The 21,769-nt window shown below is 60.8% G+C and carries 4 protein-coding genes; 3 read left to right on the forward strand and 1 reads right to left on the reverse strand.

The window, feature by feature from the left end:
• Nucleotides 1-94 precede the first annotated feature (94 nt).
• A complete protein-coding gene (locus Y882_RS20005) occupies nt 95-12,187 on the forward strand; it encodes an autotransporter-associated beta strand repeat-containing protein (protein ID WP_244466296.1) in 12,093 nt (4,030 codons plus the stop codon).
• Between the two features lie 715 nt (nt 12,188-12,902).
• Here the strand turns inward: Y882_RS20005 and Y882_RS20975 are convergent.
• Entirely contained in the window at nt 12,903-13,220 is a 318-nt protein-coding gene (locus Y882_RS20975; protein ID WP_211259148.1) for an NUDIX hydrolase, read from the reverse strand.
• Between the two features lie 358 nt (nt 13,221-13,578).
• Here Y882_RS20975 and Y882_RS08325 point away from each other — a divergent pair, with 358 nt between their 5' ends.
• Together Y882_RS08325 and Y882_RS18825 are read left to right on the forward strand one after the other, a co-directional pair.
• Entirely contained in the window at nt 13,579-13,854 is a 276-nt protein-coding gene (locus Y882_RS08325) for a hypothetical protein (protein WP_046971447.1), read from the forward strand.
• Nucleotides 13,855-13,881: 27 nt separating this feature from the next.
• A complete protein-coding gene (locus Y882_RS18825; RefSeq protein WP_211259149.1) occupies nt 13,882-21,471 on the forward strand; it encodes an autotransporter-associated beta strand repeat-containing protein in 7,590 nt (2,529 codons plus the stop codon).
• Nucleotides 21,472-21,769 lie beyond the last annotated feature (298 nt).

Here is a 21,769-nt window from a genome sequence, read left to right on the forward strand (position 1 = left end):
TCTTCGCCGATCCGGCGGCCTGATGCGTTCACCCAAACGCGTTGACAGTGATCGGCTTGGTTTGGTGCACCGATGTGTCCTATGTGCCTTCTCCTTGCTGTTGGCTGACTCGGTCATGCCGGCCAGGGCCCAAACGGCTCTGGCCGCGGGACAGGACATTTATACCAACGGTCTCAATCTTGGTTTGTACAACCTACAACTTGGGGGCGATGTCACTTGGCTGACGAACTTTGACGTCAACTCGGTAGCCAGAAGCAACATCACTATCGATGGGGCCGGCCATGTCATCACCGTTGGGCCGTCGAGCGGCCAGCGAATGCTGAGCCTCTATCAAAACAACACCAACATCGCCATCACCAATGCCACGATCACTTCGCAGCCGTTTACCGGTCCACGGAATGGCTTGTTTTTGTTCAATAGCTCCAACGTTACGACCAATTTGAATCTGACCGGATCGACCATTCAAAACATTGGCCCTACCGATTTCAACACTTACGCCTCGGCGGATTACGGGCCGTTTGTTTCGATGCGAGGTGGTGCGAACTCGGTGTTGAACATCAACGGCGGCGCGACGGGTGTCACGTTCACGGGCAACCATGGACTGGCTGACCAGCCTGGCGTCATCGGTCTCTATGGAAGCAATACCCTCAATTTCACCGGCAACGTGACGTTCAACGGGAACTGGACGGCCAATTACGGTGGTGCACTGACCATCTACGAAGCCACCGGCGAAACGATGAATTTCGCCGGGCCGACGGTCTTCAGTAGCAACCATTCCTCTGTATTTGGAGGCGCCATAGATTTCTGGGGTGGCGCTTCAACGCTGACCTTCAACGCTCCAGTGACATTCAGTGGCAACTATGTCTACGGCGGCACCACGTTTTCCGCCACCTATCCCAATCACGTAACTGACCAGCACAGCAGAGGCGGTGCGGTCAATATCGGTTACCTCAGCCCGGGCAGCGGCAGCGTCAATCTGGTGACCAACAGCACAGCGCTGTTTGACGGTAACTTCGTCATCGAAACCAAAAGCGGACGTAACGCTCTCGGCGGCGCAGTGAGCGCTTACGGCAACGGCAGCAGCTACAACTACTTCATGAATTTTAATGGTCCAACGACCTTCAGCAACAACTACGTTTATTCAACGACAGGATCGGGTTTTGGTGGCGCGGTCTATTACGACTCGGGATCTGCCGCTGTACTTAATCTTGGCCCCGGCTCCAGCGTCATCAATAACTACGCCGAGACGCTCGGCGGCGCGATTTATCTGCAAACCGGCACCATCAATCTGAAGGCAGATGGCGGTGACATTACGTTTCAAGGTAATCGCCAGGGTGCCTCCTTTACATCCATCGCGGGTGGGTTGTATGCACCAGTGGTTGGCTCGGGCACACCCAATGCCATATATCTGAACAGCACAGGCAGTCTGAATCTGGATGCCACCGTCGGCAATTTCATCCAGTTCTATGACCCGATTGCCTCGACTGCTGGCGCGTCCGTTACCGTCAACAAGACCGGTGCAGGTACGGTCATTTTTCATGGAAACAGCAGCAACCCCGGTGACCCGACTTATAACTCGACCGTGCTGACCAATACCAACGTCAACGGCGGCACCTTCGCGTTCACCGATGGGGTTTCCTATGGAGGAACGAGTTCCGGCGTGTTCACCGTCAATAACGGTGGAACGGTGCAGGGAGACGATGGAAGCACGTTGCTTTCCGGGACCATCGCCGTCAATGCCGGTGGCACCGTTGCAACGAATGGAGGCATTTTCAACCTCAATGCAGGCACTGGCGGCATCACTTCCACGGCGGGTCGCTTTACCGGGTTTGGCAGCATCACCGCACCGAGTATTTCGTTGAGCAGCTCGGCCGCCAATATTTCCACAGCTGATGTCGCTGGCGGCAACACACTGTCACTCAACACTGTACTGACCAATGCTGGCGGATTGAACAAGACAGGTGCAGGCACACTTGTACTGACGGGGGCCAATACGTTTACCGGCGGCACGACAATCAGCGGTGGCGCGTTGTCTGTTTCCAGTGACGCCAATCTTGGCGGTGCAGCGGGAGGACTGGCGTTCAATGGCGGCACGTTGTTGACGACGACGGGTATTTCCAGCGCGCGCCCGGTCAATTTGATCGGAAACGGCACGATCGATAACGGAGGTAATGCGGACACCTTCTCTGGCGTGTTTAGTGGCGCAGGCTCACTGACATCGTTGGGGGCGGGCACGTTGGTGCTCGCCGGCGACAGCACCTATACGGGCGGTACGACGATCAGCGCCGGCACGTTGCAGCTCGGTAACGGCGGCACCACTGGAAGCATCGTCGGCAACGTCACCGATAACGCGGCGCTGGTAGTCAATCGCAGCGGGAACCTGATGCTGACCGGCATCATCTCGGGCACGGGCACCTTCGCGCAATCAGGGCCCGGAACCGTGATCCTTACCGGTGACAACACCTATACCGGCAACACGTTGATAAGTGCTGGCACGCTGCAACTGGGCAGCAACGGTACCAGCGGCAGCATTGCCGGCCCGATCACCGACAATGCGGCCCTGGTGATCAAACGCAGCGACAGCGTGACGCTGCCTGGCGCGATTTCTGGCACAGGATCGTTCACCCAATCAGGGGCCGGCTCCACCATTTTCACTGGCAACAATACCTACGCGGGCGGCACAACGATCAGTACGGGTACGTTGCAAATCGGCGCGGGAGGCACCACGGGTAGCGTTGCTGGGGATGTCACGGACAATGCTGCGCTGGTTTTCAATCGAAGCGATGCGTTGACCTATGCAGGGATCGTCAGCAGTTCGGGCACGCTGACGCAGGCGGGCACTGGCACACTTACGTTGAGTGGTGCCAATAGCTACCGAGGCGGCACGTTCCTCAATGCCGGTGTATTGAGCGTGAGCAGTGATGGCAACCTGGGTGCGACCAGCGGTTCACTCACGTTCAATGGTGGCACCTTGCAATTGGGTGCAAGTTTCAACACCGCAGCCACTCGCGCGGTTGCCCTCAATGGCAACGGCACAATCGACACCAACGGGTTTTCCGGCACGGTTCCCGTAGGCATCAGCGGTGCAGGCGGTCTGACCAAACTCGGTGCCGGTACGTTGACGCTGACCGGCAACAGTATTTATACGGGCGACACCGTCATCAGCGCAGGCACCTTGCAGCTGGGCAATGGCGGTAACGCTGCCAGCGTGGCGAGTGCGATCGTCGACAACGCAGCGCTCGTCATCAATCAAAGCAATATCGTGACGTTGCCAGGTGTCATTTCGGGCACGGGCACGCTGACGCAAGTGGGCACGGGTGACACGATCCTCACCGGCAACAGCACCTACAGCGGAGCGACCACCATCAGTGCCGGCAAGTTGCAGCTTGGCAACGGCGGCACGAATGGGAGCATCACCGGTCCCATCGTCGACAACGCTGCACTGGCTATCGACCGCAGTGACAGCGTGACGATGCCTGGAGCGATTTCCGGCACGGGCACGCTGACACAATCGGGTTCGGGAACCCTGATACTCACCGGCGCGGATACGTACACGGGCGCGACCGCAGTAAACGCCGGTACGTTGCGCGTCAACGGCTCCATCGCCAGCCCGACCACGACGGTGGCGAACGGGGCGACGCTGGGTGGCAGCGGCACCATCGGTGGCGCGGTAACGATTCAAACCGGCGCTCACCTGTCACCTGGCAACAGCCCTGGCACCCTGACCGTCAATGGCAATCTGGTCTTGATGGGCGGTTCGTTCCTCGATTACGAACTGGGCCAGGCGGGTGTCGTCGGTGGACCGCTCAATGACCTGACGTCGGTGGGCGGCAATCTGACACTAGGCGGTTCGCTCAATGTCAGCGTGTCCTCCGGTGGCACGTTTGGCCCCGGCGTCTATCGCCTGATCAGCTACGCCGGCACGCTTACCAACAACGGCCTTGGCTTCGGCACGGTGCCCGCGGGCTTCACGCCGAATGTGGATCTGCTCGTGCAGACGGCGGTGCCGCAGCAAGTGAACCTGATCAATGCACAAGGTCTGGGGCCGTTGACGTTTTGGGATGGCGGCAACCAGGCATTGGCGAACAACAACGTGGTGAACGGCGGTGCGGGTACCTGGGTGACCTCGGTCAGCGATACGTCGTGGACCGACAGCGCCGGTGCAGTGAATGGATCATGGCAGCCCAATGGCTTCGCCATCTTTCAGGGCACACCGGGCACGGTGACCGTCGACAACAGCGCGGGTGCGGTCACCTTCAGCGGTGCTCAATTCGCGGTGAATGGCTACACCATCACTGGCCAGCCACTCACCACGACGACTGCCGATACCATCGTACGCGTGGGTGACGGCACGGGTGCGGGCGCGGCGATGACCGCGACGATCGGCTCGGTCATTCAGGGCAGCGGTGGTATTGACAAGACCGATCTTGGCACGCTCGTACTCAGCGGTGCCAACACCTACACCGGTGGAACGACGGTAGCCAGCGGCACACTGTCTATCGCCAGCAATGCCAACCTGGGCAATGCGGCGGGGGCGCTCACCTTCAACGGCGGCACGCTTCTGACCACCGCCGGTCTTGCGTCGGCACGCACGGTGAATTTGGCGGGTAGCGGCACGATCGACAATGGTGGCAACAGCGATACATTTTCCTCCGTGATCGGCGGTAGCGGTGCATTGACCTCAGCCGGAGCAGGCACGCTGATTCTTTCCGCCGACAACACCTATACAGGTGGCACGACAATCAGTGCCGGTACGCTGCAGCTTGGCAGCGGTGGCACGACAGGCAACGTGGTGGGCAATGTCGTCGACAACGGCTCGCTGGTGTTCAACCATTCCAACGCGCTGACTTACGCCGGTGTGATCAGCGGTAGCGGCACCATGACGAAGGGGGGCGCCGGTGCGTTGACGCTCACCAATGCCAACACCTACACCGGCGGTACCACGATTGCCTCGGGCGCAGGTGTGCTGCAGATCGGCAATGGTGGCACTACGGGCAGCATTGCGGGCAATGTGACTTTCGCGGGGTCTAGCGCTACCAACATCGCGACGCTTACCTTCAACCGATCAGACGATATGACGTTTGCAGGCTCGGTCAGCGGCTTCGGGGTGATCAACAAGATCAACACCAACAACCTGACGTTGAGCGGCGACGTCAGCACCACTTACGCTGTCGCTAACGCGATCAACGTGCAAAGCGGCACACTGACGGTCACGGGAACCCTGGGAGCGACAAGCGCCAATGGTGCTACCACCGTCGCCAGCGGCGCGACGCTGAATATCGGCAATGGTGGAACGACCGGCATGGTGACGGCGGGAAACATTGTCGACAATGGTGCTGTTTTCATCAATCGCGGCGACAATGTGTCTCTGAACACCCTGATCGGCGGTACGGGCGCCCTCACCAAGCTCGGCACCAACGTCGTCACGCTGACACAGAACGATACTTACACCGGGCTCACCACGATCGCTTCCGGAACGCTCCAACTGGGTGCGGTATCCACCTCAGGCGGCGTCACCGGCAATATCCTGGACAACGGCATCCTCGTCTATAACCGAAATGCCTCGGCCACCTATGGCGGCACGATAAGCGGCACCGGCTCGGTAGTGAAGCAGGGAGCCAATACCTGGACGCTCACCGGCGCCAATACGTATACCGGTGGCACGACGATCGCCAGCGGGACGCTGTCCATCGCCAGTGACAACAATATGGGTGATGCGTCCGGTACGCTGACCTTTACGAGTGGCACACTGCTGACCACGGCGGGCATGACCAGCGCCCGTACCGTCAATATGACGGGCAACGGCACCATCAACAATGGTGGCAACCTGGATACATTTTCTGGTTTGTTCAGTGGGGCGGGGGCGCTTACATCCACCGGTGCTGGTACGACCATCCTCACGGCCAATAACACCTATACCGGTAGCACGACGATCGCCGCAGGCACGTTGCAACTCGGCAATGGCGGCACCAGCGGCAGCGTGGCCGGCAATATCACCGACAACAGTGCCTTGGTGTACAACCGCAGCGATGCGTTCATCTACAACGGTATCGTCAGCGGCAGTGGCGGCCTGACTGTGGCGACAGGCAGGCTCGCGCTCGCGGGTAATAACAGCTTTACCGGCGCTTCCACGATCAATGCCGGTGCGACACTGCAAGTGGGCAACAGCGGCGCTTCCGGTAGCGTGGTCGGCAGCATCGTCGATAACGGTCAACTCTTGTTCCAACGCAGCGGTGCATATACCTACGCCGGTGCGATTAGCGGCAGCGGAACCCTGATGCAGGCCGGAACTGGCACGACGATCCTCACCGGTACGAGCACGTATACCGGTGCGACTAATGTGAACGCAGGAACGCTACGTGTGAACGGTTCCATTGCCAGTCCGCTGACCACCGTATTCAGTGGTGCGACGTTGGGTGGCTCGGGCACCTTGGGTGGCAACGTGACAGTGCAGGACGGTGGCCACCTCGCACCGGGCAATAGTCCCGGCACGCTCACCATTACCGGCAATCTGTCGCTGTCGAACGGCTCGATACTCGATTACGAGCTGGGCAAAGCCGGTGTTCCAGGTGGGCCGCTGAATGACCTCACGGTGGTGAATGGCAATCTGCAGCTCGATGGCGTCCTCAACGTGACTGCGTCATCGGGCGGTACGTTTGGTCCGGGTGTGTATCGGGTAATCAACTACGCCGGCACACTGACCAATAATGGCCTCGATTTTGGCACGGTACCCGCCGGCTTCACGCCAAACGTTGATCTGTTGGTGCAAACGGTTGTGCCGCATCAAGTGAACCTGATCAATACACAGGCATTGGGGCCGCTCACGTTCTGGGATGGCAACGACACTGCGCTGTTCAACAACAACGTGGTCAATGGTGGCACTGGCACATGGCTGGCTTCGGCCGGTGACGCGTCGTGGACCGACAGCACGGGCGCGGTGAATGCGTCGTGGCAGCCCAACGGGTTTGCGATCTTTCAGGGTACGCCGGGCACGGTGACAGTGGACAACAGTGCCGCCCCGGTCACCTTCAGCGGTGCCCAGTTCGTGGTGAATGGATACACCCTTGCCGGCCAGCCGCTGACGACCAACACGGCAGACACCATCATTCGCGTGGGCGACGGCACGGCAAGCGGCCTGGGCATGTCCGCCATCGTGGCCAACGTCATTCAGGGCAGCGGCGGTCTGGATAAGACGGATCTTGGCACACTGATCCTTACCGCAGACAACACGTACACGGGCGGCACCACGATCAATAGCGGCGTGCTGCAGATCGGTAATGGAGGGTTGTCGGGTAGTGTGACGGGCAACATCGTCAATAATGGCACGCTGACGTATTACCGCTCTGACAACGGGGACACGCCCTACATCATCAGCACGCCGATTTCGGGTCAGGGTTCGATCGTGTTCAAGGGCAACGGAGTGAGTAACGAGTCCGCCTATGAGGTGGACACGGCCAACAGCGGCTTCAACCAGAACGTGATCGTCGAGTCGGGAGCCCGCCTCTCCCTTCAGTTCAAAAGCGCCGGCACGGGCAATGGCATCGTGGTGGAAGACGGCGGAGGCATCTGGCTGGCCAAAGGAGCGGATTACGCCAATCCCATCGCCATCTCCGGAAACGGCTGGCTTGAGCCTTCGGGGCAATTGGGCGCCATTCGTATCGCGGACAACTCGACAGCGAGCGGCCCGATCTTCTTGAACGGCAATGCACGTATCGACGCCCCCTTTGCGCATGATACGGGAACTTTCAGCGGTGTTATCGATGATCTCGGCCGTAGTTTCCAATTGGAGAAGGCTGGGCCTGGTATGGTGACATTCACCGGGAACAACACATATACCGGTGGAACGCTGCTTTCAGAGGGCACGTTGCAGATTGGCAACGGCGGTACCAGCGGCAGCGTCGTGGGCAACCTCATCGACCAGGGTACGCTCGTGTTCAACCGCAGTGATGCAGCGAGTTTTGCCGGCATCATCAGCGGAACGGGCACCGTCACGCAGAGCGGCACGGGTACGCTCACATTTACCGGAAACAACACGTATACCGGAACGACGACCGTCGATCCGGGCACACTGCTGATCAACGGCAACCAGACCGCCGCTAACGGGGCGGTCAACGTGGATTCGGGGGCCACGCTGGGCGGCTCTGGCACGACAGGCGGCAATGTCACCGTCGCTGATGGTGGCCATCTGCTTGGATCGCAGGGGCTGGTCTTCTCGATGAATCAGTTGGCCTTGAATCCGATGTCGCAAGTGGATATCAACGTGACGGCGCCGGGCACCATTGGCCTATTCAACATCAATGGCAATGGCGGCGGCACTGGTGCGGGCAATCTCGTGCTTGACGGCAGCCTCAACATTACGGCCACGGGCACGTTGGGTCCGGGTGTTTACCGGGTAATGAACTACTCCGGCGCGTTGACCGACAACCGCCTTGCCTTCGGCACGGTGCCATCCGGATTCACGCCAAACGTCGATTTGTTCATTCAGACGTCGGTGGCGCAGCAGGTCAATCTGGTCAATGCGCAGGGCGTGGGGCCGCTGAATTTCTGGGACGGCAGTAATCCCGCATTGTTCAACAACAACCAGATCAACGGCGGGTCCGGTGTGTGGCAAGCACAGATTCTGGCCGGGCAGGTCATCGACAACTGGACAGATGTCGCGGGCGCGGTGAACGCACAGTGGCTGGCAAATGGGTTCGCCATCTTCCAGGCCACACCCGGGATCGTGACCGTCAATAACGGTGCCGGTGCGGTGACATTCAGCGGCGCCCAGTTTGCTACGGATGGCTATACGGTGACCGGCGAGCCCCTCACCACTACTACGGCCGACACGATCATTCGCGTCGGTGACGGCACGGCGCTGGGGGCGGGCATGACTGCGACGATCGGTGCCGTCATCCAGGGCAGTGGTGGTCTGCACAAGACCGATCTCGGCACGCTGGCGCTATCGGGTGCCAACACGTACAGCGGTGGTACGACCGTGGGTGGTGGCGTGTTGTCCATCGCCAGCGACTCCAACCTGGGTGCCGCCAATACCGCGCTCACGCTCGATGGCGGCACGCTATTGACGACCAGTGCCATCGACACGCCGCGCGCGGTGACCGTGGGCAGCAGCAATGGAGGATTCGATAATGGTGGGAATGTCGATACGTTGAGCAGCGCGATCACGGGCCCGGGTGCACTCAGGTTTGCCGGCAGCGGTACCACGACACTTCTATCCGACAACACGTATGCCGGTGGCACGACCATTGCGGGTGGCACGCTCGTGCTCGGCAATGGTGGCGCTACGGGCAGCGTGGTTGGCGACATCGCCGACAACGGCGCGCTGGTGCTCAATCGCAGCGGCGCCACCGCCTACGGTGGAGTCATCAGCGGTACGGGTTCCCTAACGACGCAAACAGGCACGGTGACGCTCAGTGGTGCCAACAGCTACGCGGGTGCCACCACGGTCAATGCCGGGACGTTGCTTATCAATGGCACCCAGAGTGCGGCGACGGGGGCGGTTTTCGTAGGCGCGGGTGCCGCACTGGGTGGCGTGGGTGCGACAGGCGGCAACGTGAGCGTGGCCGACAACGGACGTCTGATAGGCGTGCAAGGACAGACGTTGACCATGAACTCGCTCACGCTGAACCCGCTCTCGCATCTGGACGTGTCGCTTGCAGACCCGAGCCCCCAGGCACTGTTCAACGTTAACGGTAACGCGGGTGGAAGCGGTGCAGGCAATCTGGTGCTCGGCGGTGTGCTCGACATCACGGCGACGGGCGCCTTTGGGCCCGGCCTCTACCGTCTGATCAACTACACCGGCGCATTGATCAACAACGGTCTGACCTTTGGCACCGTGCCAACGAATTTCACGCCGAACATCGATCTGCTTTTGCAGACCTCAGTAGCGCAACAGGTCAACCTCGTCAACACCAAGGGCGCGCTGCTATCGTTCTGGGACGGTAACGACAACACGCTGTTCGATAACGGCCAAGTCAACGGTGGTAGCGGTACATGGCTGGCCACGACGGGCGAGTCATGGACCGATAGCGCGGGTGCGGTCAATGGCGCATGGCTGAAGAACGGTTTTGCCATCTTCCAGGGCACTCCCGGTACCGTCACAGTGGACAACAGCGCTGGCGATGTCACTTTCAGCGGCGCGCAGTTCGCCTTGAACGGCTACACCATTACGGGCGCACCGTTGACCACCGGGGAACTCGACACGGTCATCCGCGTCGGTGACGGTACGGCAGCTGGTGCGTCGATGACAGCAACTATCAACGCCGCGATTCAGGGCAGCGGTGGTCTCAGGAAGACCGATCTGGGCACGCTCGCGCTCGGTGGCGCCAACAGCTATACCGGCGGCACGACGATCGATGCAGGCACGCTCAGCATCGGCTCCGACGCCAATCTCGGCGACCCGGCCGGTTCGTTGACTTTCAACGGCGGCACGCTGCTTCTCACCGGGCCGGTCACAACAGCGCGAAGTGTGGTGCTCAACGCAGATAGCACGATCAACACGCAAAGTGACAAGAACAAATTCACCCATGCCATCACTGGCGCAGGTGGTTTGACCAAACAAGGCAGTGGCGCATTGATATTCGATGGCGCAGCGACCTATGGCGGTAGCACTGAGGTGGCGGCCGGTACGCTCGTTGTCGGCGATGCCAGTCATTCGCAGGCCGTGCTGGGTGGTGGCGGTGGTACCGTCACCGTAGACGCCAATGCGGCACTCGGTGGCTACGGCAGGGTGCAAGCCTCGGTGCTCAACAACGGCACCGTGGGAGTCGGCAATGCGTTGCCAGTGCTTGCCAACGGTCCGGATGCGACGTTCACCATTGCCGGCCCGCTGGATAATCGCGGCACGGTCTCCATGATCAACGGTGTTGCGGGCGATCGGCTGGTGGTCAGCGGTGGCGCTTACGTATCCGATGGTGGCCAACTCCAGGTCGAATCCGTGCTCAACGATGGCGGGGCGAGTGGTCAGACCGATCAGTTGGTCGCCGATGCCGTCGTGCTGGGTAGCGGTGGCCCGACACGCGTGAATGTGCAGAGCGTGGGCGCGCCGCCTGCACTGCTGACGACGGGGGATGGCATCAAGGTGGTCGATGTCGGGAACGCCGGAACTTCGGCACCCGGCGCCTTTACGCTGGGTAATCGCGTGGTGACTGGTCCTTACGAATATCAGTTGTTTCAGGGCGGAGTGACTAACCCAGGCGATGGCGACTGGTACCTTCGTGACGTGGCGCCATCACCTCAGCCACCCGCACCGCCCGTGCCGATCGTACGCCCCGAAGTGGGCACGTATCTCGATAACCAGTTTGCAGCTAGTCGCATGTTCGTCGGCACCTTGCACGATCGGCAGGGCGATCCAGACACAGTGTTCGGCGACGCCAGTGATATCGGCCCAGCGTGGCTGCGCCTGGATGGTGGGGGCACCCACTATCACTCGGTCAACGACCTCCTGCACACCAACGGTAATGACGTGCTGTTGATGGGGGGCGTGGATCTGTATCACAGCCACTTCGCTGATCGCAGCGACGCTCTGCGTGTCGGCGTGATGATGGGGTATGGCCGCAGCACTTCCAATTCCAGTGCGGCGTTCAACCCTGCCCAATCGTCGGGTCGGGTCAATGGCTACAACGTTGGAGCGTATGGCACCTGGTTCGCACACCCTGACGAACGGATAGGAGCGTACGTCGATACGTGGGCGCAATATTCGGATTTCAGTAACCGCGTGGAGGGCTCTCGTGGCTATACGATCCATTACGATTCGCACGCATGGACGGCCTCCGTGGAGGGTGGCTATACATGGCGTTTCGGCAACGTTTTTCTCCAGCCGCAAGCCCAACTGGTTCATCTGGACTACAACGCCGATCATCTGCTTGATCACGCACAGACGGCTATTCGCGAAACCGGGTCGGACCATTGGATAGGGCGCCTTGGCCTGCGTGTCTTTGGTCCCACCGATTCCGGCTTGAGCCCTTACGCAGAAGCAAACTGGTGGCACAGCGATTCCCGTGCGGCCATCAGCTTCGATCAGCTCGTGGTGACATCCGGTGTGCCCAGAAGCTACGGCGAGGTCAACGTGGGCTTGCAAGGCATTCTCGCGAAAAACTGGGCCACCTGGTCCGCGGTGGGTGCCGAGTGGGGCAGTGACCATTATCGACATTTCCAGGCCAGCATCGGGGTGAAATATCAGTGGTGACACCAGCTGAAGGTCGGTTACGGCTACATGGGTCGCCTAGCTAAGTCCGGATATCGCCATTTTCGAAAGCAGCCTTCTGTTGCTACTACCTATATCTACCCACCCACGCCGGGCTGATTCTCGTGCCCCAATACGCGAACGGCCTTGCACAGAAGCTTCAATATGGAGCACCGCCTCGGTCGCTATAGGTAAGTAATCTGCACGCCCCTGAGAATTGGAGCAGCTAGGCCTTGTCGGCCTGAAAAGACGGCGTTTCCACGGGGCCAGTAGGGCGTCCTGTTGCGTCAGCGCCAGAATGGCGAGGGGCCGCCGAGTGACGATCTGATCGGGTGACGCGCTTTGAAGTCCGCGCGTTCGCAGCGGCTGATAGCGGTTACCACTTTGCATCGAAAGTACGGCATGCCAGTCCCACCAAACGTCGACTTTGATTTCCCGAGCTGGGCAATTGGACGTCACCCAGGCCGAATTTTACCGTTCATCCCGGGCCTAACGCGGGGAGGAGGTCAGATGCCAGATAGCTCTACTTCTTAGGCGTCTACGGTTCGGGGGAGCTTACGTGTGCGACCGCATATGCTGTTGCACGAAATTTTACTGCTTTGTAGCTACGTCCATCTGATAGCAGCAAGCGCCGCAGGGACCGGTTATGCAGTGCGCCTCTTGTTGGGACCTAAGTGAGGCAGCAATTCGACGAAGATTCTGTCCCTAGTGAGGGGAGCTATGGGCATCGGCCCCGCTCACCCGCATCTACCCAGCTCGCCTCAGCAATCTCGGCGAAGGGAACGACGATGGCAGAGTATGGTGCGCTGAATACTATCGCACGGACAATCCAGCCAGGCTCCTGAACGGCCCAATCCTCACACTCACCCAGAAAGACCAAGTCGGCGATAGCCGATTGCACGCCCAGCTCCTCGTGCAGTTTCCTAACAACTGCTTCGGCAGCCGTTTCGCCTAGTGCGATCTTTCCGCCTAGCTGAATAAAGGTATCTGTGTCGCGCTTGCGAACTAGGAGAGCTCGGCCGTCGCTGCGCCGCATTAGTGCGACCGCGATTTGGATGATGCCGTTACTAATCGAGCATGTCCGACCAGGGTTCCTGTTAAGTCCGCTCTGCGTTGCGACTTCAGCCGGTGAACGCAACAGACCTTAGGCGCGCAGTTGTGAGGACTGTCATACTTGGCTGCGCACCAGCAGAAAGCAGTCATCACTGAGAGGCTTCTCCGCCACGTGTTAAATTATTCACGTTGACATCCTTAGGGAAGCCCTGATTTGCTGGCGAAGGTGTGTGTCTAGGAAACTCTGGCCGGTCCAAGCGGACATTTCAACTTAGCCTTGACAGGGGGGGGCGGGGCACGCGCTATTATGAGGTGACAGGGGCCTCACTGACGGGATCGCAATGGCGGATCCGCTGCCGACGACCCTCCAGCGCAAAGCGTTGGGCGCCCTCCTGACGGCCGCCTTCGGTGAGTTGCGCTACCTGCGCGGCGAGCAAGCGCACGATCTGGCCGAGGCCCTTCGCCCCCTACCCACCGACATGGACTTCTACGGAGCCTGGAGCGTGCACGGCACCCGTCTGCGCTTGCAGCATTACCGCGCGAAGTATGCGGCGCACGCGGGCTTCGACTACGTGGGTGCCTTCGACGCCATTTTTCCGCCGAATCTATGGTCCTAGCCAAACTGGTCAGGGCGATGGCGCACCTTGTCCCCCGCCGAAACGACTGTCGTTCAGACACGTCTGGTCCAGTGCAGGTTTTTGTATCAACGGGATTCGCACTTCCATCACAAAAGCGATGTTATCTGGCGGATTCGAGGAAGGCGTCGAATACCAATTCGAGTGGGCCGGCCACACATGACACCGGTAGCCAGTCATACTTTTCATCCTCTGGCCGGCGCCATTAGGGCGTTGTTATGTCGTTCGCTATCCACATTACCCTGCCGAATGGTGGTAATAGCCGGTAGCTGTCTTGGCATCCCTGGCGTTGCTCTCGCGAACTGCGTGCTTCAGCCCGACGGGCTCACCGTTATCTGCGACACCTCGGCGCCTAATCCTTTTCCCAACAGCATCGCCGCCATTTCAGGCGGTGCCGGCACAGTGCTCATTCCTACGAATGGCGCCACGGTGACGATCCGGGCAGGCGCCGGCCTAACGCCGAGCGGCGCTGCCGTTCAGGTGCAGAACAACAGCACGATCACCAACGCGGGCTCGATCACCACCAACTTCGTCAACGCCTACGGCATGTGGGCCGGCGACCCCAACAACTCAACCAGTACCACCGCCGGTTACGGCAACACGCTTGAGAATGACGGCAGCATCTCCACCAGCGGCAGCAACTCGGTGGGCCTGTTTGCGCGCACATACAACATGACAACAGGCAATACGCTGATCAATCGCGGAACCATCAACACGTATGGCAGCATCTCCGGGACCGGTACGCGGGCCTCGTCAGCAGGCATCCGCTCGGAAAGCCTCGCACCCAGTACCATCCTCAACACCGGCACGGTGGCCGCGCATGGCGCCTACGCGACCATCGGTACGTCGGGTGAAATAGCCGTTGGCGGCAATGGAATGTCGATGGCCGGACCGGGCACCTTCACCAATGCCGCCGGCGCAAGCGTCAGCAGCGACAATGCCTATGGTTTCTACGCCAATGGCGCCAATGCGAAAGGCATCACCGTAATCAACGCTGGCACGATTCGCGGCGCCCTTGGTGCGATCGTGTTCAGTCCGGGGTTGTCGAACAACACCGTGGTGCTGCAGCAGGGCTCTGCGCTCACGGGCTCGGTGGACGGCGGCGCTGGCGGCACCAACAACACGCTGGTTTTCGACGGGCTGAAGTCGAATGCGTTCGTCAATACGATTGTGAACTGGCCCATGATCGCGTTGCGCAACATTGTTGCCCTGACGTTTACTGCACCCAGCTACGCGCTGACCAATCTAACGCTGGACGCCGGCACCGCTGCGACGTTTGCTACGCCTCAGTTGACGATCACCGGAACTCTTGTCGACAACGGCGCGCTCACTTTCGCCAGCGCGAGCAGCCTAGGCATCGCTGCACCCATCCAGGGCAGCGGCTCGCTCACCCAGAGTGGCAGCGGTACGCTGACGCTTTCGGGTGTCGGTAGCTATACCGGCAACACGTTGGTCACGGCAGGAATCCTGCGTGCAGGGGTGGCAGGTGTGATGGCACCATCCAGCGCGTTCACCGTCAACGCGGGCGCGACGCTTGATCTCGGTGGCAGCAACCAAGCGACCGGCTCGCTATCGGGCGCAGGCGCCGTCACTTTGGGTGCCGGCACGCTCACTACCGGCGGATTGGGTACGTCGACGTTGTTCAGTGGTGTCATTAGCGGTAGTGGTGGCCTGACCAAGTCCGGCGGCGGCGTGCTTACGCTCAGCGGAACCAATACCTACACGGGTGCGACGACGATCAATCAGGGCGTGCTTGCCTTCTCCACCCCCAACAACCTGGGCACGCTGGGAAATCCAATCGTGTTCAATGGTGGCACGCTTCGCTATCTGGCCGGAGCGTTCGGCTTTATCGGCCGCTCGGTTTCGGTACTCGCTGGCGGTGCCACGGTGGACAGCGACGGCTTCTCCACGGAATTTCGTGGCGTCGCCAGCGGTGTCGGTGGGCTCACAAAGATCGGCGCCGGCACCATCGCGATCACCGGGGCCAATATCTATACCGGCGGCACCACCATCAACGGCGGTGCCTTGCAGATCGGTCTCGCCGGGCCCACGGGCAGCATCGTTGGCAATGTCGTCGACAATGCGTCGCTGATATTCGACCGCACCAACACGTTGACATTTCCGGGTGTCATCAGCGGTACCGGGGCGGTATCACAGATTGGCAGCGGCACCACGATCCTCACGGGTGCCAACACTTACACCGGCGGTACCACGATTTCCTCCGGAACGCTGCAACTGGGCAGTGGAGGAAGTACCGGCAGTGTCGCGGGCAACATCTCCGACAATGCCGTGCTCTCCTTCGACCGAGGCGACGCGTTGACTTACGGCGGCATGGTGAGTGGCAGCGGAGGCCTGTTGCAATCGGGAACCGGCACGCTGCTCCTTACCGGTGCGAGTACCTACACTGGCGCCACCGACATCAATGCCGGCACGTTGCGGGTCAACGGCTCTAACGCCAGCCCCCTTACCACCGTATTCAGCGGCGCTACGCTTGGTGGTAGCGGCACTATCGGCGGGTCGGTGACTATCCAGAATGGCGGCCACATTTCACCCGGCAACAGCCCCGGCACGTTGACGATGAGTGGCAACCTGTTGCTGTCGCCCGGTTCGGTGCTCGACTACGATGTGGGCCAGGCGAATGTTCCGGGTGGGCCGCTAAACGACCTGCTCAATGTCGGAGGCAATTTGCAACTGGATGGCACCCTCAATCTCACGCGCGCGCCGGGTGGCACGTTTGGCCCAGGCGTTTACCGGTTGATCAACTACAGCGGCACGCTGACCAACAACGGCCTCGCCTTCGGCACCGTGCCGGCGGTCTCTACGTCGAATGTCGATTTGCTGGTGCAAACGGCCGTGCCACAGCAGGTGAATCTGGTCAACGCGCAGGCGCTGGGGCCGCTCACTTTTTGGGACGGCAGTAACAGTGCGCTCTTCGACAACGATCAGGTCAATGGCGGCGCGGGAATATGGTTGGCGTCGGCGAGCAATGCGTCTTGGGCCGATGTCCATGGCGCAGTGAATGCGCCATGGACGTCGAATGGCTTTGCCATCTTCCAGGGTACGCCGGGCACAGTAACCGTTGACAACAGCGCCGGTGCGGTGACGGTCGCAGGCGCGCAGTTCACTGTGAATGGCTACTCAATCACGGGTGCACCGCTGACAACGGGCACCGCCGACACCATCGTGCGAGTAGGCGACGGCACATCGGCAGGGGCAAGCATGACTGCGACGATCGACGCCGATATCCAGGGCGCCGGCGGCCTCGACAAGACCGACTTGGGCACGCTCATCGTCACTGCCGACAACACCTACACGGGTGGCACGACGATCAGCGGCGGTGTGCTGCAACTTGGCAACGGAGGCACCAGCGGAAGTGTCGTCGGCAACATCACGAACAACGCGTCGCTGGTGTTCAATCGCGGTGATGTCGTGACCTACGCAGGGATCGTGACTAGTACAGGTGCACTCACGCAGGCGGGACCGGGGACCACCATCCTGACCGGCGAAAATACATACACCGGGGTCACCAACATCTCGGCGGGCACGCTCCAGCTTGGCAATGGTGGAAGCACGGGAAGCCTTGTCGGTCCTGTCGTGGACAACGCGGCGCTGGTGATCAGTCACGGAAACAGCGTGACGCTGCCGGGCATGATTTCGGGCACCGGTACGCTGACACAATCAGGTTCCGGCACCGCTATCCTCACCGGCGACAATACGTACACGGGCAGCACCACGATCCGCAGCGGCATCTTGCAGCTCGGCAATGGCGGAATAACCGGAAGTGTCGCGGGCAACATCTCCGACAATGCAACACTTGTCTTCGATCGCAGTGATGCGCTGACCTACGGCGGCGTGGTAAGTGGCAGCGGAACGCTTACGCAATCGGGCTCTGGCACACTGCTGCTCACCGGTGCGAACACATACGCCGGCACCACCAACGTCAACGCCGGTATGCTGCGGGTCAATGGTTTCATCGCCAGTCCACTTGCCACCGTATTAGACGGCGCTGCGCTCGGTGGCAGCGGCACAATAGGCGGATCGGTGACGATCCAGAACGGTGGTCACCTCGCTCCAGGCAATAGTCCCGGTACGCTGACCATCGGGGGAGATCTCTTGTTGTCGAGCGGCTCGATGCTCGACTACGAACTGGGCCAGGCGAATGTGCCGGGCGGAGCGCTCAACGACCTCACGTCCGTTGGCGGCAACATCGTGCTCGACGGCTCGCTGAATGTGACTGTGTCCGCCGGTGGCACCTTTGGCCCTGGCGTGTACAGGCTGATCAATTACACCGGCACGCTGGCCGACAACGGCCTTGCCTTCGGCACCGTGCCAGCCGGCTTCACGCCGAATGTTGATCTGCTGGTGCAAACCGCCGTGCCGCAGCAGGTAAACCTGGTCAATACGCAGGCGCTGGGGGCGCTCACTTTCTGGGATGGCAACAACAGCGCGCTATTCAATAACCGGCAAGTCAATGGCGGCTCCGGCACGTGGCTGGCATCGGCCTCTGACGCGTCGTGGGCGGATAGCACTGGCGTGGCGAACGCGTCGTGGCCAGCAGATGGTTTTGCCATCTTCCAGGGCATACCAGGCACGGTGACTGTGGACAACAGCTCGGGTGCGGTGACGTTGAGCGGCGTGCAGTTCACGGTGAATGGCTACACGATCACCGGCGCCCCCCTCAAGACGAACACGACCGACACCATCGTGCGTGTGGGCGACGGTACGCTCGCGGGCACAGGGATGAGCGCGACGATCGGCGCCGTGATCCAGGGCACTGGCGGCCTTGACAAGACCGACCTTGGCACGCTCATTCTCGCTGCCGACAACACTTATACGGGTGGCACGACCATCAGCAGCGGCGTGCTGCAGCTTGGCAACAATGGCACCAGCGGAAGTGTCATCGGCAACATCACGAACAATGCATCGCTCGTGTTCAATCGCAGTGACGCTGCGACTTACGCCGGCATCGTGAGCGGTATTGGTGAACTGACGCAGGCAGGAAGCGGCACCACCGTCCTGACCGGCCATAGCACATACACCGGGCTTACCACGATTTCCGCAGGCATCTTGCAGTTGGGTGATGGCGGTGCGACGGGCTCCATCGCGGGGCCGGTAACGGACAATGCATCGCTGGTGATCAATCACGCCAACCTGGTCACGTTGCCTGGCACGATTTCCGGCACCGGCTCGCTCATTCAGCAGGGTCAGGGAACCACGGTGCTTGCCGCGGACAATACTTATGTCGGCGGCACGACCATCGCGGCAGGTACGCTGCAGTTGGGCAACGGAGGTACCAGCGGCAGCATAGCCGGCAACATCATTGACAATGCCACGCTTGTCTTCGACCGCAACGACACGGTGACCTACGGCGGCGTGGTCAGCGGCAGCGGGACCCTGACCCAAGCGGGCACAGGTACGCTGGTGCTCAGTGGCGATAACAGCTACACAGGCGTCACAACCATCGCGAGCGGCGTGCTTCAGATTGGCGATGGCGGAAGCACGGGGTCGATCGCCGGCCCCATGGTGAACAACGGCGGCCTGCAGTTCAATCGTGGTGACAGCCTGAACTACGCTGGCACCATCAGCGGTAGCGGCTGGGTACGCCAGTTCGGTAGCGGCACGACGACGTTGACTGGCACCAACAGCTTCACCGGCGGAACCTTCGTCGACGCCGGCACGCTGGCGGTTGGTGCCGACAACAATCTTGGCGATCCATCCGGCGCAGTGACCTTGAACGGTGGCACCTTGCAGCTGAATGCCGCCTTCGACAGCGTGCGCAGCCTGGTGTTCGACGCTGCAGGCGGCACTATCGCAACGACCAATCGCAACAAGTTTTCCGGATCTGTGACCGGCATAGGCGGACTGACCAAGACCGGTGCCGGTGTGCTGGTCTTCAACACCACCGCCAACTTCGCCGGCCCCACGCGTGTGGCCGCCGGTACTTTGGCGGTGGGCGATGCGGCGCACGCCAGCGCGCAATTGGCCGGTGGCGGATACGTCAACGTGGATCTCGGCGCGGCGTTCGGCGGCTATGGCAGCGTGACGGGAGATGTCGACAACGCTGGCACGCTGGGTGTCGGCAACGCCTTGCCGGCGTTTGCCCATGGCCCGGATGCGACATTCACCATCAACGGCCAGCTGGTGAACACCGGTGTGATCACCATGAACAACGGCGTCGCTGGCGATCAGCTTCGTGTGGCCGGCACGTATGCCGCCAGCGGCGGCGAGCTGGACGCGGATGCTGTCTTGAACGAGGGGGGTGCCACTGCTGCATCCGATCGCCTTGCAGCCAGCGCCGTGACACTGGCCGGTGCTCCCACTCGTATCGTGGTGCAGTCAGTTGGCGGCAATGGCGCGGTGACCACTGGCGATGGTATTCCGCTGGTGAGCGTGCCTGACGCTTCCGCCGCGGGCGCCTTCGTGCTGGGCGGTCGCGTGGTGGCGGGCCCGTACGAATACCTGTTGTATCAAGGTGGCGTTGCCGACCCGACCAACGGCTGGTGGTATCTGCGCTCGTCGGTGGGACCCACGCTACCGGCGCCGATCATTCCCCCAGGTTCGCCAGCTCTATCAGGGACTCCCCCGTCATCAGCGCTCCCCGGTCCACCGGGACCGCAGCCAGTGTCTTCTGAAAATCTGCCGATCGGACAACCCATCTTCCGGCCAGAAGTCGGTGCGTATCTGGTCAATCGCCATGCCGCGACGAACATGCTGCTGCTAACACTGCATGATCGTCAGGGCGACCCCCAGTACGGCTCGTCGGCGCAAGATTCGGACAGTGCCATGGGCAAGCTGTGGTTTCGCGTGCTAGGCGAGTCAAACCGCGTCGATGCGGCGGGCGGGCTGTTAGAAACTCGAGGCGACAGCGCGTTGTTCCAGTTCGGTGGAGACGTCGGTAACTGGAATCTACTGAGCGACAACGACCGCCTTCATGTGGGCGGCATGCTGGCGCGTGGCAATGCGAACGCCGATGCATCCGCCTCATTCAATCCCTCTAGCGCCCATGGGCATACGGACGGCACAGTCACAGGCGCTTATGCCACCTGGTTCGCTCATGACGAACAGCGAATCGGTGCCTACCTGGATGCGTGGATGCAGTATGGCTGGTTCGACAACACGATACGCAGCGACATGTTGCCTTCTGTCGACTATCACTCACGCAGCTGGGAGGCATCGTTGGAGTATGGCTACGGCGTGGGCATCGGCGCGCATTGGGTGGTCGAGCCGGAGGCACAGGTTGTGTATACCGACTACCGCGCCGATCGTATCGTTGACAGCAGCCGTACCCGCGTGCAGTCACTCGATGGCGGCCTCACGCTCGGGCGCCTGGGCGTTCGCCTGTACCCGCAACTATCCTCTGACTATGCCTTGCGCCCCTTCCTGGAAATGAACTGGTGGCACGGCGGCGCGGCCAGCGAGATCGCCTTCAACGGCATCCCCGTGGCCGACGCTGTACCGGACAATCGCTACCAGGTGAAAGCAGGCTTCCAGGCCTTGGTAGGCGAAGGCTGGGTGGTCTGGGCCAGCATTGACAACGAATGGGGTCATGACGCCTATCGGCGCGCAGCGGGTCAGATGGGTGTGAAATATAGTTGGTAGAGAGGACATGTCTTGTATTGCGAGTGTAATGACGTCCGCTTGCAACCCGAAGTGGACCTCTCGGGGGCGGCCGAAAATAGGCAATAGCAGCAAGGAGAGCAACACCAGTACGTTGTTCAGACTCTACCGAAATGTTGTTGATCCATCACCGAAATCTGCATACGCGTACACGTACTGCGTATACGCGTAGACGTAGTTACCATGCAGTTCCGCTACAGGTAGCTTTGTTTTCGCATCGGGTCGCGATGCGTATTGGAGCAAATTTTGTGCAAAGCAAAATGATTGAGCCGATGAAGAT

Origin of the sequence: Dyella japonica DSM 16301 (genome assembly GCF_001010355.1) — a bacterium.
Taxonomy (GTDB): Bacteria; Pseudomonadota; Gammaproteobacteria; order Xanthomonadales; family Rhodanobacteraceae; genus Dyella; species Dyella japonica.